The organism is Sphingomonas liriopis (genome assembly GCF_024211255.1).
In the GTDB taxonomy this organism is placed as follows: Bacteria; Pseudomonadota; Alphaproteobacteria; order Sphingomonadales; family Sphingomonadaceae; genus Sphingomonas; species Sphingomonas liriopis.
The window spans coordinates 1-11,961 of the sequence record NZ_JAMLDY010000008.1; the positions used below are offsets into that span (position 1 = coordinate 1).

At 67.8% G+C, this 11,961-nt stretch carries 15 protein-coding genes; 9 read left to right on the forward strand and 6 right to left on the reverse strand.

Going from position 1 to position 11,961, the window contains the following annotated elements:
• Positions 1–397: 397 nt before the first annotated feature.
• The 3 genes from M9979_RS07755 to M9979_RS07765 all read left to right on the forward strand — a co-directional run bounded on the left by M9979_RS07755 (position 398) and on the right by M9979_RS07765 (position 2,251).
• A complete protein-coding gene (locus M9979_RS07755) occupies positions 398–817 on the forward strand; it encodes a hypothetical protein (RefSeq protein ID WP_254288785.1) in 420 nt (139 codons plus the stop codon).
• A gap of 90 nt (positions 818–907) precedes the next feature.
• Positions 908–1,810, forward strand: a complete 903-nt coding sequence (locus M9979_RS07760; RefSeq protein ID WP_254288786.1) for an SDR family NAD(P)-dependent oxidoreductase — start codon at positions 908–910, stop codon at positions 1,808–1,810.
• Between the two features lie 165 nt (positions 1,811–1,975).
• A complete protein-coding gene (locus M9979_RS07765; RefSeq protein ID WP_254288787.1) occupies positions 1,976–2,251 on the forward strand; it encodes a hypothetical protein in 276 nt (91 codons plus the stop codon).
• On the opposite strand, the gene M9979_RS07770 is transcribed toward M9979_RS07765, so the two are convergent.
• Positions 2,244–2,975 (reverse strand): hypothetical protein, encoded by a 732-nt coding sequence (locus M9979_RS07770; protein ID WP_254288788.1) that lies wholly within the window; start codon positions 2,973–2,975, stop codon positions 2,244–2,246. The genes M9979_RS07765 and M9979_RS07770 overlap by 8 nt on opposite strands.
• A gap of 120 nt (positions 2,976–3,095) precedes the next feature.
• Here M9979_RS07770 and M9979_RS07775 point away from each other — a divergent pair, with 120 nt between their 5' ends.
• The gene (locus M9979_RS07775) at positions 3,096–4,121 is read left to right on the forward strand and encodes a hypothetical protein (protein WP_254288789.1); all 1,026 of its coding nucleotides are present in this window, start codon (positions 3,096–3,098) and stop codon (positions 4,119–4,121) included.
• A gap of 142 nt (positions 4,122–4,263) precedes the next feature.
• Here M9979_RS07775 and M9979_RS07780 read toward each other — a convergent pair whose 3' ends face one another.
• Together M9979_RS07780 and epsC are read right to left on the reverse strand one after the other, a co-directional pair.
• Complete coding sequence (locus M9979_RS07780) at positions 4,264–4,602, reverse strand: DUF2794 domain-containing protein (RefSeq protein WP_254288790.1); 339 nt, start codon at positions 4,600–4,602, stop codon at positions 4,264–4,266.
• A gap of 10 nt (positions 4,603–4,612) precedes the next feature.
• Entirely contained in the window at positions 4,613–5,317 is a 705-nt protein-coding gene (gene epsC, locus M9979_RS07785; protein WP_254288791.1) for a serine O-acetyltransferase EpsC, read from the reverse strand.
• Positions 5,318–5,510: 193 nt separating this feature from the next.
• On the opposite strand from epsC, the gene M9979_RS07790 reads away from it, so the two are divergent.
• From M9979_RS07790 to M9979_RS07810, 5 genes are all read left to right on the forward strand, one after another.
• Positions 5,511–6,284 (forward strand): sulfite exporter TauE/SafE family protein, encoded by a 774-nt coding sequence (locus tag M9979_RS07790; protein ID WP_254288942.1) that lies wholly within the window; start codon positions 5,511–5,513, stop codon positions 6,282–6,284.
• 153 nt (positions 6,285–6,437) lie between these two features.
• Complete coding sequence (gene ahpC, locus M9979_RS07795; RefSeq protein WP_254288792.1) at positions 6,438–7,001, forward strand: alkyl hydroperoxide reductase subunit C; 564 nt, start codon at positions 6,438–6,440, stop codon at positions 6,999–7,001.
• Between the two features lie 95 nt (positions 7,002–7,096).
• On the forward strand, positions 7,097–8,683 hold the full coding sequence (gene ahpF, locus M9979_RS07800; RefSeq protein ID WP_254288793.1) for an alkyl hydroperoxide reductase subunit F: 1,587 nt from the start codon (positions 7,097–7,099) through the stop codon (positions 8,681–8,683).
• 263 nt (positions 8,684–8,946) lie between these two features.
• Entirely contained in the window at positions 8,947–9,849 is a 903-nt protein-coding gene (locus M9979_RS07805; protein WP_254288794.1) for a hydrogen peroxide-inducible genes activator, read from the forward strand.
• 37 nt (positions 9,850–9,886) lie between these two features.
• A complete protein-coding gene (locus M9979_RS07810) occupies positions 9,887–10,498 on the forward strand; it encodes a fasciclin domain-containing protein (protein WP_254288795.1) in 612 nt (203 codons plus the stop codon).
• Between the two features lie 127 nt (positions 10,499–10,625).
• On the opposite strand, the gene M9979_RS07815 is transcribed toward M9979_RS07810, so the two are convergent.
• The 3 genes from M9979_RS07815 to pgsA are packed head-to-tail and all read right to left on the reverse strand — an operon-like array spanning position 10,626 to position 11,897.
• Positions 10,626–11,069, reverse strand: coding sequence for a molybdenum cofactor biosynthesis protein MoaE (locus tag M9979_RS07815; protein ID WP_254288796.1), 444 nt, complete (start codon positions 11,067–11,069; stop codon positions 10,626–10,628).
• On the reverse strand, positions 11,066–11,323 hold the full coding sequence (moaD, locus tag M9979_RS07820) for a molybdopterin converting factor subunit 1 (RefSeq protein WP_254288797.1): 258 nt from the start codon (positions 11,321–11,323) through the stop codon (positions 11,066–11,068). Before moaD ends, M9979_RS07815 begins: the two co-directional genes overlap by 4 nt.
• A gap of 4 nt (positions 11,324–11,327) precedes the next feature.
• Entirely contained in the window at positions 11,328–11,897 is a 570-nt protein-coding gene (gene pgsA / locus M9979_RS07825) for a CDP-diacylglycerol--glycerol-3-phosphate 3-phosphatidyltransferase (RefSeq protein WP_254288798.1), read from the reverse strand.
• Between the last annotated feature and the right edge of the window lie 64 nt (positions 11,898–11,961).

Genomic DNA, 11,961 nt, shown 5'->3' on the forward strand with positions numbered 1-11,961 from the left:
AAAATCACAAACAAGCCCTCACCGCCTGCGCACGGAAACTCCTCATCTACGCCAACACCGTCCTCGCCAGACAAGCCGAATGGATGCCCGCATCATAATGGTTGCTGAGCCTGTCGAAGGGCATTGGACTCAGGCCCTTTTACAGGCGCAGGAGGAACGGGTGGCTCGGTACGGCATCACCGCGCCCCGTCTTCCTCGGCGCTCTCTGCGCCTCTGCGCGCAAAACCCTTCCTCATCTTTTCGCGTGAACCAAACCTCCCTTTACCCACCCCACAAAGGCCACGAACAAACCGAAATAGAATCGCACGCGAAACGATGGAGAAAAGTCCGCATTGGGACGTTGGGCGGGGGTGCTGACATGAAACAGCGCATGAGATTCCATAAGGAGAACCCCGCGATGAAGCTCATTCTGCTGGCCGCCACGGCCCTGATCGCTGCCCCGGTCCTCGCGCAGACGACGCCGCCGCCGCCGGCCGATGCGGCCGCGACGCCCGCGCCCGCCGACCAGACGACGACGCCTCCGCCGCCCGCCGATCCCGCCGCTGCGCCGGCGCCGGCGCCGGCCGATCCCGCCGCGGCTCCGGCACCGCAGGCGAGCACGCCGGCTCCGGCGACCACCGGCGGCGCGACGCCGGCCGGCGGCTATGCGCCGAGCGGCCCCGCGATCTCGGGCGGTACGCCGGGTTCGAACCTGCCGCCGGTGTTCCGCCCCGCGCCGACCCCGGATCAGGCCTATCCGGCGCCCGCGCCGCTCGCCAAATATCCGGTCTGCAAGAAGGGCCAGTACGACCAGTGCATCCAGCGCGGCGGCAAGTAAGCCGCGGCCGGCGACCGGCATGACCGGTTGCCAGATCGCACTTAACGTTTAGGGAAAGGCGCTCCACGATAAGAGGGGAGCGCCTTTCTCATGTCCACGATCCGCTTCGACGGCCGCGTCGCCATCGTCACCGGCGCCGGCGGCGGCCTGGGTCGCCATTATGCGCTCGAACTCGCCCGGCGCGGCGCGAAGGTGGTCGTCAACGACCTCGGCGGATCGCGCGACGGCACCGGCCATTCCGACGCCGCGCTCGCCGTCGTCGAGGAGATCCGCGCGGCCGGCGGCGAGGCGATGTCGAACGGCGGCAACGTCGCCGAATACGCCCAGATGGCCGAGATGGTCGCCAAGGCCAAGGAAGCCTGGGGCGGCGTCCACATCCTCATCAACAACGCCGGCGTGCTCCGCGACAAGACCTTCGCCAAGATGGACCCCGCGGATTTCGAGTTTGTCGTGCGCGTCCACCTCCTCGGCTCCGCCTTCGCCACCAAGGCGTGCTGGGAGACGTTCCGCGAACAGAATTACGGGCGTGTGCTGATGACCGCCTCGTCGAGCGGATTGTTCGGCAATTTCGGCCAGGCGAATTACGGCGCGGCGAAGCTCGGCATCGCGGGCCTCACCAAGACGCTCAGCCTCGAGGGCGCGAAGAACGACATTCGCGTCAACACGATCGCACCGACCGCGGGCACGCGGATGACCGAGGACCTGTTCCCGCAGGCCGCGTTCGAAGCCTTCTCGCCCGACAAGGTCGCCCCCGGCGCGCTGTATCTGGTCAGCGAGGATGCGCCGACCAACACGATCCTCGGCGCCGGCGCGGGCGCGTTCCAGGCATCCTACGTCACGCTGACGCCCGGCACGCTGCTGACCGGCGACGATTTGTCCCCCGAAGGCGTCGCCGCGCACTGGGACGCGATCACGGATCGTACGGACGAAATCGTGCCCAAGACCGGCGCCGAACAGGCGATGACGATCGGGAAGCTGCTGCAGGGCGGATGAAGTTACCCCTTGTCCATGCCGTCCGAATGGCCATTAATGTGATGGTCATCACGGTGATCTAGCGAAAAGACTGGAGGTCTATCGGTGTATTCGTTGAGCCGCGACGGTCGGAACGTGTTTCTGCATGACCCATCAGGCGGCCTTGCGGTCCCGTTACTGCTGCACATGACCGATTCGCGAATCGAGATCAGGATGCCGCAGATCGACGATCTTGCGGATCACTACATCGATTATCCGTCGATTCGCGCGTTGAAGGATGCGGCGCGCGACATGGCCGCACTCATCGATGCGACCGTGGCCTTCGGACGGTTCTATACCGACCGCTTTCATGACGAGGCCTATGGCGACGGCGTCAGCCTGCGCGAACTGCGCGCCATGATCCAGCGCGATTACGAAGGGGTGCAGACGCCCGCCGACGAGCGCCGGTTCGCGCTCAACTGACCATCCGTTCCAGCGTCATCAGCAACGCCGCATCCGTCAGCCCCTGCCGGTGCCGCAGGATCGTATCCCCGATACGCTCCATCGCGAGGCGATCGATCAGCAATCCCTTATAGCCATGCGCGCTGAGTCGCTGGTCCCGTTCCATGGCCTGTCGATCGCGCCCGGTCATGTCCTCGGGGTCCCAACGCCGCCAGCGTTCGTAGATGGCGTGCAGCCAGTCTTCGTTAGCGACGATCAGATCCTGGAAGCTCATATAATGCTCGACGATCAGCCCCGTCCGGGTGTCGCGCAGGTCGATGGCGATCATCCGCCATCCGAATGGCCCGGGCCGCAACATCTTGGCATAGTCCAGCTTGACCAGCGAAATATCTCCGCTTTGGATGTATTCGACGAAGACATCGCAGACGCGCTCGACGTCCGCCGGATCGTTCAGATGCGTGCGAAAGCGCAGATAGTCGCGAAGATGGGGAATTCCGTGCCACGGCGAACGCGCCAGAATGGTCGGACGCCTCGCCTTCTGATCCGCCGACGCATCCGACTTCCGGCTCTTCTCGCATAACAGGCCAAGCTCGTTACGGATGCTTTGCATGATCCGATCGACCGTCGGTTCGGCGGCTTCCCGTAGCGTTGCGAGATAAGAGAGACTTGACGCGCCGTTGCCATTGACGATCAGATGCTTGGGCCTGGCATCCTCCTCGATGGGAAATGCTGAAAATCCAAACATCGCGTCCTCCCCCGTTGCCCTTCGTTGTTGCTTAAATTATCGCGGGTCACAAGTCGGACTGGTGTATTGATTCGATAATACACACCTGATACCCTCCCCGCTTCAACAGGGAGGAAGGCCATGTATAGCGAAAGCGACATCGATGGCGCGGTGACGGCGGGGGCGATCACGGCCGATGCCGCCGCCGCGTTCCGCGCGCACGTCGCGGCGAGTCACGCGACGCCGGCGGTGGACGAGGAGCATTTCCGGCTGCTCACCGGGTTCAACGACATCTTCGTATCGATCGCGCTGGTGCTGCTGCTCGTCGCGGTCGGGCAGATCGGGATGGCGGTCACGCATGCGCTCGGCGGCGTGGCGGTCGCGGCCGTCGCCTGGGCGCTGGCGGAATATTTCACCGCGCGGCGGCGGATGGCGCTGCCGAGCATCCTGCTGCTGATCGCCTTCGTCGGCGGGATCGCGGGCGCGCTGATCGGCCTGATCGAGACGGTCGCGCCGCATATCGACGGACGCGAAGGCGCGTTGGCGGCAGCGGGCACCGGCCTGTGCGCGGCGGGCGCGGCGTGGCTGCACTGGCGGCGCTTCATGGTGCCGATCACCGTCGCCGCGGGTGCCGCAGCGCTGGTCGCGACCGCGATCGGGCTGGTCGTCGCGGCCGTGCCCGACATCAAGGACGCGGTATGGCCGCTGCTGCTGATCGGCGGCCTCGCCGTGTTCGCCACCGCGATGCGCTGGGACATGAGCGATACCGAGCGCAAGACGCGCCGGTCCGACGTCGCCTTCTGGCTGCACCTCGCCGCCGCGCCGATGATCGCACATTCGATCTTCCAGATGCTGGGCGTGTTCCGCGCCGATATCGGCGTCGGCATGGCGGTGGTCGTGCTCGCGCTGTACGTCGCTTTCGCGGGGATCGCGCTGGCGGTCGACCGGCGCGCGCTGTTGGTGTCGGGGTTGGTCTACGTCCTCGCCGCGCTCTATGCGCTGTTCCGCAGCGCGGGCGCGATCGAGCTGGGCGCGGCGCTGACCGCCTTCGTCATCGGATCGGCGCTGCTGTCGCTGTCGGCCTTCTGGCAGCCGATGCGCCGCACCGTGGTGGCGCTGCTGTCGCAGCCGCTGCGGCATCGCCTGCCGCCGGTGCAGATGGCGTGAGGGTGTAAGCGACGCCATCCCGCCGTTCGTGCCGAGCTTGTCGAAGTACGGTGAGACTCACCTGTGCTTCGACAGGCTCAGGGCGAACGGTTGGTGTGTAGACCGACCTCGACCGAAAGCGACCCGACACTGGCGGGTCGCCTCAATCCACCAGCTTCATCAGCCGCCGCTCGACCGGCGCCAGCACGGGTCCCAGCTCGTGGCCGCGCTTGAGCACCACGCCCTGCTCGCCGATCAGCGCCCACATGCCCTGTCGCGCGCGCAGCGCCGGACGCTTCTCGATACGGAATTCCGGCCGTTCGGCGGCACGGCGGAAGGCGGCGAAGATCGCGGCGTCCTTGCCGAGGTCCATCGCATAATCCTTCCAATGCCCCGCCGCGACCATCCGGCCATACAGGTCGAGGATGCGGTTCAGCTCGGCGCGTTCGAAGCCGACCTGCGATGGCCGGCCGGCGTACGGAAATGGCGTGACGATTCCCATCAGGCCCCCATCACGCGCGGTCGCGCTCCGCCTCGCGCTGCGGCCGGTCGCCCTGTTCGGCGAGCAGCGCATCGAGCCGCTTGCGCATCGATTCCATCTCGCAGCGCATGATCTCCATCTTCTGCGTCGCCGGATCGAACATCTCGCTGCACGGCGTGCCATAGGGGACGAAGCGCGACGGCGTTTCCGCCGCGCCGCCTTCGACCATCGTCGCACGCGCCGGGATGCCGACCATCACCGCACCCGCCGGCACGTCGCGCGTCACCACCGCGTTGGCGCCGACGCGCGCGCGCGGGCCGACCAGGATCGGCCCCAGCACCTGCGCGCCCGATCCGATGATGACGCCGTCGGCCAGCGTCGGATGGCGCTTGCCCGCGACGCCGTTGTCGGGGCTGGTCCCGCCGAGCGTCACGCATTGGTAGATGGTCACGTCGTCGCCGATCTCCGCGGTCTCGCCGATGACGACGAAGCCGTGGTCGATGAAGAAATTGCGTCCGATCCGCGCGCCGGGATGGATGTCGATCGCGGTCCAGGCGCGCGCGACATGGTTCACCACGCGCGCGAGGAAGAACAATCGTCGACGGTACAACCGGTGCGCGATACGGTGCAGCCCGAGCGCCCAGACGCCGGGGTACAGCAGGATTTCGGCCCGGGAATGCGGGGCGGGATCGCGCGCCCTGATCGAATCGAGATAGGCGGCCAGCCGTCCGAACATCCGTTACGTCCCCCTTTCGGCCGTTGATCGTCACGCGCATGTAATCGTTCGGCCCGAGGATTTCCATGCCGTGGCCCGATCGCGCGCGCGCAACTTGCCATCGGCAAACTCCAGCTTTGTTGTGGGAATTGCCGGCAGCGTGCACGATAGGATCGTCTGGGCCGTGTTCGCCCGTCTGGAGATGCGCCTGCCGATGCCTGATTTCCTCACCGCCATCGACTGGAGCCAGGTGCTGCCGTTCATCGCGATCGGTTTCGCCGCGCAGGTCGTCGACGGCGCGCTCGGCATGGCGTTCGGCGTCATCAATTCGACGCTGCTGGTGACGGTGATGGGGGTGCCGCCCGCGGTCGCATCGGCCAGCGTCCATGCGGTCGAGACGTTCACCACCGCCGCCTCCGGCATCAGCCATATCGCGCACCGCAACGTCGACTGGAAACTGTTCCGCCGGCTGGTGATCCCCGGTGTCATCGGCGCGATCCTGGGCGCGACCCTGCTCAGCAACATCGACGCCTCGGTCGCCAAGCCGTTCGTGATGGCCTATCTCGCGTGCATCGGCCTCTACCTGCTGTTCCGCGCGGTGAAGGGCACGATCGAACCGCGCAAGCCGCGGGTGATCGCGCCGTTGGGCCTCGTCGGCGGCTTCCTCGACGCGGCGGGCGGCGGCGGCTGGGGACCGGTCGTCACCTCCAACCTCCTCATCCAGGGCGCGACACCGCGGCACACCATCGGCACGGTCAACACCGCCGAATTCTTCCTGACCGCCACCGCATCGGTCACCTTCTTCGTCGCGCTCGGCTGGTCGGCGTTCACGGTGCACACGCTCGGCATCCTGATCGGCGGCCTCATCGCCGCGCCGCTCGGCGGCGTGCTGGCGAAGCGCGTGCCGACGCGCCAGCTGATGGCGCTGGTCGGCGTGCTGCTGACCCTCACCAGCGCCTGGTCGATCTATTCCGCGCTGGCGAAATAAATTTGGCGCATCCGCAGCATGGCTAAACCGGCGGAAAGATGAGGTTTTGAAGGCGTGATCGGCTCGTTCGATCAGTGCCTGCGAACAGATTGATTTTGCACCGCGGCATGCGATCCTATATCCGGTTCCACGTCATTCAACCGGAGACCCGACATGGCCCTTATCGGCAGCACGCTGAAGCCCTTCACCACCCAGGCCTATCGCCAGGGCAAGTTCGTCAGCGTCAGCGACACCGACGTGCTCGGCAAATGGGCGGTATTCTTCTTCTACCCGGCCGACTTCACCTTCGTTTGCCCGACCGAGCTCGAAGACCTCGCCGACGTCTATCCGACGCTGCAGAAGATGGGCGTCGAGGTGTACAGCGTCTCGACCGACACGCACTTCAGCCACAAGGCATGGCACGACAGCTCGCCGGCGATCGGCAAGATCAACTATTTCATGCTGGGCGACCAGAACCACGCGATCAGCACCAACTTCCAGATCCTGCGCGAAGGCCAGGGCCTCGCCGATCGCGGCACGTTCGTGATCGATCCCGAGGGCGTGATCCAGCTGATCGAAGTGACCTCGGAAGGCGTCGGCCGCAACGCCGCCGAGCTGCTGCGCAAGATCAAGGCCGCGCAGTACATCGCCGCGCATCCGGGCGAAGTCTGCCCGGCCAAGTGGGAAGAGGGTGAAGAGACGCTCGCCCCCAGCCTCGATCTCGTCGGCAAGATCTAAGATCCAACCCCTCGTCATCCCCGCCTTCGCGGGGATGACGAGAATAGCGGCGGGGCAACGATCCCTCCCACACGACCCAATCCCCGGAGTCCCCCATGCTCGACGCCAACCTGACGCAGCAGCTGAAGGCCTATCTGGTCAACATCCGCGAGCCCATCGAACTGGTCGCCAGCCTGGGCGACGACGCCAAGTCGCGGCAGATGCGCGAGCTGATCGACGAGATCGCCGCGCTCTCCGACCAGATCACCACCGCGACCGGCGACGATGCGCGCCGCCCCAGCTTCCTGATCCGCCGCACCGGGACCGAGATCGGCGTGCGCTTCGCCGGCCTGCCGATGGGGCATGAGTTCACGTCGCTGGTGTTGGCGCTGCTCCAGGTCGGCGGTCATCCGTCGAAGGCGGCACCGGCGCTGCTCGATCAAGTTCGCGCGCTCGGCGGCGACTACCATTTCGAAACGTACTTCTCGCTCTCCTGCGCCAATTGCCCCGACGTGGTGCAGGCGCTCAACCTGATGGCGGTGCTCAATCCGGGCGTCACGCACACCGCGATCGACGGCGCGCTGTTCCAGGACGAGGTCGCGAGCCGCAAGGTGATGGCGGTGCCCACCGTCTTCCTCCACGGCGAGGTGTTCGGCCAGGGCCGGATGGAGCTCGAACAGATCGTCGCGAAGCTCGACACCGGCGCCTCGGCGCGCGTCGCGGAGACGATCGCGGCGAAGGAGCCGTTCGACGTGCTCGTCGTCGGCGGCGGCCCGGCGGGTGCGGCGGCGGCGATCTACACCGCGCGCAAGGGCATCCGCACCGGCATCCTCGCCGAGCGGTTCGGCGGGCAGGTCGCCGACACGATGGGAATCGAGAACCTCGTGTCCGTCCCGCACACCGAAGGGCCGAAGCTCGTCGCCGATCTCGAACGCCACGTCCGCGAATATGACGTCGATATCATGAACCTGCAGCGCGCGGACAAGCTGATCCCGGCCCCCGAAGGCGGCCTGCACGAGCTGGTGCTGGAGAATGGCGCGTCGCTCAAGGCGCGCACGGTCATCCTGTCGACCGGCGCGCGCTGGCGGCAGATGGGCGTGCCGGGCGAGGACACCTACCGCAACAAGGGCGTCGCCTATTGCCCGCATTGCGACGGGCCGCTGTTCAAGGGCAAGCGCGTCGCGGTGATCGGCGGCGGCAATTCGGGCGTCGAGGCGGCGATCGACCTCGCCGGGCTCGTCGCGCACGTCACGCTGATCGAGTACGACACCGCCCTGCGCGCCGACGCGGTGCTCCAGCGCAAGCTCCATAGCCTGCCCAACGTCACCGTCGTCACCTCGGCACTGACCACCGAAGTGCATGGTGACGGCGACAAGGTGACCGCGCTCTCCTACCGCGACCGCACCCACGGCACGATGCATCGCGTCGAGCTGGAGGGGATCTTCGTGCAGATCGGGCTGGTGCCGAACACCGAATGGCTGGCGGGGGCGATCGCTTTGTCCCCACGCGGCGAGATCGAGGTCGACGACCGCGGCCACACTTCGCAACCCGGCATCTTCGCCGCGGGCGATGCGACCACGGTGCCGTTCAAGCAGATCGTGATCGCGATGGGCGCCGGCTCGACCGCCGCGCTGGCCGCATTCGACCACCTCATCCGCCTGCCCGCGGAAGAAACGCACGATTGGGAAGAAGCGGCGGAGTAAGGGGGAGGAAACGGAAGCGAGCGGGATCGGACGGCCGCCACCCATCCTCCGTCACCCCGGACGTGTTCCGGGGTCCACCGATCCGCACGCGCAAGACAAGAGGCTCTTCCGGTCGGTCCAGCCGCGAAGTGGACCCCGGAACACGTCCGGGGTGACGGAGGTAATGGGGCGGATGTTTCGGCAACTCACGCCGGTTCGCAGGGGTCGCCCCCCGGACTTAAGGGGGTAGCGCCCCTCGCCCCCGCCCCCTATCTCCCGGCCGCATGGCAGCGACCTACCTCCCGACGCTCAAACAGCTGCAATATCTCGTCGCGCTCAAGGACGCCGGGCATTTCGGCCGCGCCGCCGAGGCGTGCTTCGTCACCCAGTCGACTCTTTCCGCGGGCCTGCGCGAACTCGAGACGCTGATCGGCGTGACGCTGGTCGAGCGCACCCGCCGCGTCGTCCGCTTCACGCCGCTAGGCGACCGGATCGCCGACAAGGCGCGCCGCGTGCTGCGCGAGGCGGAGGAACTGGGCGACATCGCCCGCGCCGCCGGGCGACCGCTGTCGGGCGAGATGCGGATGAGCGTCATCCCGACGATCGCGCCGTTCATGCTGCCGCATATCCTGCCGCGCCTGCGCCGCGACTATCCCGACCTCAGACTGTTCCTGCGCGAGGAGCCCTCAGGACCGGCGTGCGAAGGGCTGCACAACGGCCGCACCGACTGCGTGCTGCTCGCGCTGCCCTTCGCCTGCGGCGATGTCGCCAGCCACGCGCTGTTCGACGATCGCCTGTTCGTCGCCTATCAGCCGCAGGACATGCCGAGCGATCCGCCGTCGATCCCCGCGGCGCTGATCGACGAGACGCGGCTGTTGCTGCTCGAGGACGGCCATTGCCTCAAGGATCATGCGCTCTCGGCGTGCAACCGCCCCGAATTGCGCGCCGAGGCGACGATGCTCGGCACCTCGCTGCATACGATCGTGCAGATGGTCGACAACGGCCTCGGCATGACGATGCTGCCCGAGATGGCGCTGAAGGCGGGCATCCTCGACCATACCGATATCGTCGCGCGGCCGCTCGATGCCGAGAATGCGGTGCGGCGGATCGCGCTCGTCTGGCGCCGTGCCTCACCGCGCGAAAAGGACTTCCAGCTGCTCGCCGAGGCGCTGGCCGAAGCGCGGTGACGCAACCTGCCCCCCGCTGGCGCGTAGAGGACCGGCCATGACCCGACTACCGACGATCCCCATGCGGCATTGTGCCGCCGCCCTGCTGCTGGCGCTGCTCGCCGGCTGCGTCCCGCCGGCGACCGCACCCGTTGTCGCGCCGCCGCCGGTCACCGCCGCGCCGGTACCGGTCGATCCGTCGGGAATCGAATCCGAAGCGACGATCGCCGCCTCGGTCGCCGCCACCCCCGGCCTGCATACGCTCGCCGGCGAGGTGCGCACGGCGGAGCTCGACGCGCTGCTCGGCGGCGACGGCCCCTATACGCTGTTCGCGCCCACCGACGCGGCCTTCACCCGGCTGGCGCCGGGGATCGCGAGCGACCTGCTCGCGCCGGAGAACCGCACCGCGCTGGTGGCGATGCTGCGCTATCATATCGTGCCGGGCGTGCTGACCACCGAACAGCTGACGCAGCGCATCCGCGACGGCGGCGGGCGCGCCATGCTGACGACGCTGGGCGGCCAGCCGATCACGGCGACGCTGACCGGCGACGTCATCACACTGACCAGCGCGACCGGCAACCGCAGCTATGTCGAGGCCGCCGACGTCGCGCAGGCGAACGGGGTGATCCATATCGTCAACGGCGTGCTGGTGCCGAATCTGGGGCAATAGACGCTCTACCTTCTCCCACCCCGGCGCAGGCCGGGGTCCACTCGCGAAGGTCTCTCCGACAGCGGGCGCCGCCCACCAGCATTGCCGTCGCAGCTGGACCCCGGCCTGCGCCGGGGTGAGAGAAGGGTTATGCCTCCCACCGCGCGGCAGCGGCGGCATCGCCGTCGCGCGCCTCGACCCAGCGCGCCTCGCCGTCGCGCGTCTCGCGTTTCCAGAAGGGCGCGTCGGTCTTGAGCCGGTCGATCAGATAGGCGCACGCTTCCAGCGCCGCCGCCCGATGCGGGGCTGAAGCCGCGACGAAGACGATCCGCTCGCCCGGCGCCATCGGCCCGACGCGGTGGACGATCGTCGCCGCGCCGAGCGACCAGCGCGCCGCGGCATCCTCGGCGACTCGGCGCAATGCCGCTTCGGTGGCGCCGGGGTAATGTTCCAGTTCGAGCGTCGCGACGCCGTCGTCCGGGCGGACCAGGCCGGTGAACGTCGCCACCGCGCCGGTGCCGGCGGCGCCCTCCGCCAGCATCATCTCGACGGTCAGGTCGATGGCCTCGCGACCGACGTGGATGCGGATCATCCGCCGGTCACCGGCGGGAACAGCGCGACCTCGCGCGCGCCGACGATGCTCGCGTCCATGCCGACGAACGCCTGGTCGACCGCCGCGCGCAGCCGCGCCCGGTCGGCCAGCGCCTCGCCGCTATCGGCATCGCGCGCGGCCAGCCAGTCGACCAGCATCGCGACGGTTGTTACCTCCGCCGCCGGCTCGACGCGTTCCTGCGCGACGCCCATGCGCTCGCGGACCCAGGCGAAATAGAGGATGTCGAGCGCCATCGCGTCAGTCCATGTGCTTCAGGCCGACGCGCAGATAGTCCCAGCCCGTCACCAGCGTCAGCACCGCCGCCGCCCACAGACAGCCGAGCCCGGTCGTCTTGATCCACCACACCGCCGGCAGCGCTCCCGCGAGGACCAGCGCGCCGAACGCGACGAGCTGCAGCGTCGTCTTCCACTTGGCGAGCTTCGACACCGGCAGCGACACCTGTAGGCCGGCGAGAAATTCGCGCAGGCCCGATACCGCGATCTCGCGCAGCAGGATGATGAGCGCGGCGATCAGATGGACACCGGTGATGAGCGCGCGGTCGTCGTCGTGCCGCGTACCGACCAGCATCAGGATGACCGCGGCGATCATGATCTTGTCGGCGATCGGATCGAGGAACGCCCCCAGCCGTGACACCGCCCCCTGCGCCCGGGCGAGATAGCCGTCGAAATAATCGGTGATCCCCATCAGGCAGTAGAGCGCGAAGGCGATCCCGAACCCCGCCTCCCACCGCGGCCACCACAGGAACGCGACGAGCAGCGGCACCGCGACGATCCGCGACAGCGTCAGGAGATTGGGCAAGGTCAGCATCGCCGCCTTCCTACCGCGATGCGCGGGCGGGTGTAACCCCGGCTGAGCGATGGTGGCGTGATGG

Coding starts and splice junctions, on each gene's coding strand:
- M9979_RS07790 (WP_254288942.1), top strand. CDS start 5,511: ATGCCTGATTTCCTCACCGCCATCGACTGGAGCCAGGTGCTGCCGTTC.
- moaD (WP_254288797.1), bottom strand. CDS start 11,323: ATGGCGCTCGACATCCTCTATTTCGCCTGGGTCCGCGAGCGCATGGGC.
- M9979_RS07780 (WP_254288790.1), bottom strand. CDS start 4,602: ATGGGAATCGTCACGCCATTTCCGTACGCCGGCCGGCCATCGCAGGTC.
- pgsA (WP_254288798.1), bottom strand. CDS start 11,897: ATGCTGACCTTGCCCAATCTCCTGACGCTGTCGCGGATCGTCGCGGTG.
- ahpC (WP_254288792.1), top strand. CDS start 6,438: ATGGCCCTTATCGGCAGCACGCTGAAGCCCTTCACCACCCAGGCCTAT.
- M9979_RS07755 (WP_254288785.1), top strand. CDS start 398: ATGAAGCTCATTCTGCTGGCCGCCACGGCCCTGATCGCTGCCCCGGTC.
- epsC (WP_254288791.1), bottom strand. CDS start 5,317: ATGTTCGGACGGCTGGCCGCCTATCTCGATTCGATCAGGGCGCGCGAT.
- M9979_RS07815 (WP_254288796.1), bottom strand. CDS start 11,069: ATGATCCGCATCCACGTCGGTCGCGAGGCCATCGACCTGACCGTCGAG.
- M9979_RS07760 (WP_254288786.1), top strand. CDS start 908: ATGTCCACGATCCGCTTCGACGGCCGCGTCGCCATCGTCACCGGCGCC.
- M9979_RS07765 (WP_254288787.1), top strand. CDS start 1,976: ATGACCGATTCGCGAATCGAGATCAGGATGCCGCAGATCGACGATCTT.
- ahpF (WP_254288793.1), top strand. CDS start 7,097: ATGCTCGACGCCAACCTGACGCAGCAGCTGAAGGCCTATCTGGTCAAC.
- M9979_RS07810 (WP_254288795.1), top strand. CDS start 9,887: ATGACCCGACTACCGACGATCCCCATGCGGCATTGTGCCGCCGCCCTG.
- M9979_RS07775 (WP_254288789.1), top strand. CDS start 3,096: ATGTATAGCGAAAGCGACATCGATGGCGCGGTGACGGCGGGGGCGATC.
- M9979_RS07770 (WP_254288788.1), bottom strand. CDS start 2,975: ATGTTTGGATTTTCAGCATTTCCCATCGAGGAGGATGCCAGGCCCAAG.
- M9979_RS07805 (WP_254288794.1), top strand. CDS start 8,947: ATGGCAGCGACCTACCTCCCGACGCTCAAACAGCTGCAATATCTCGTC.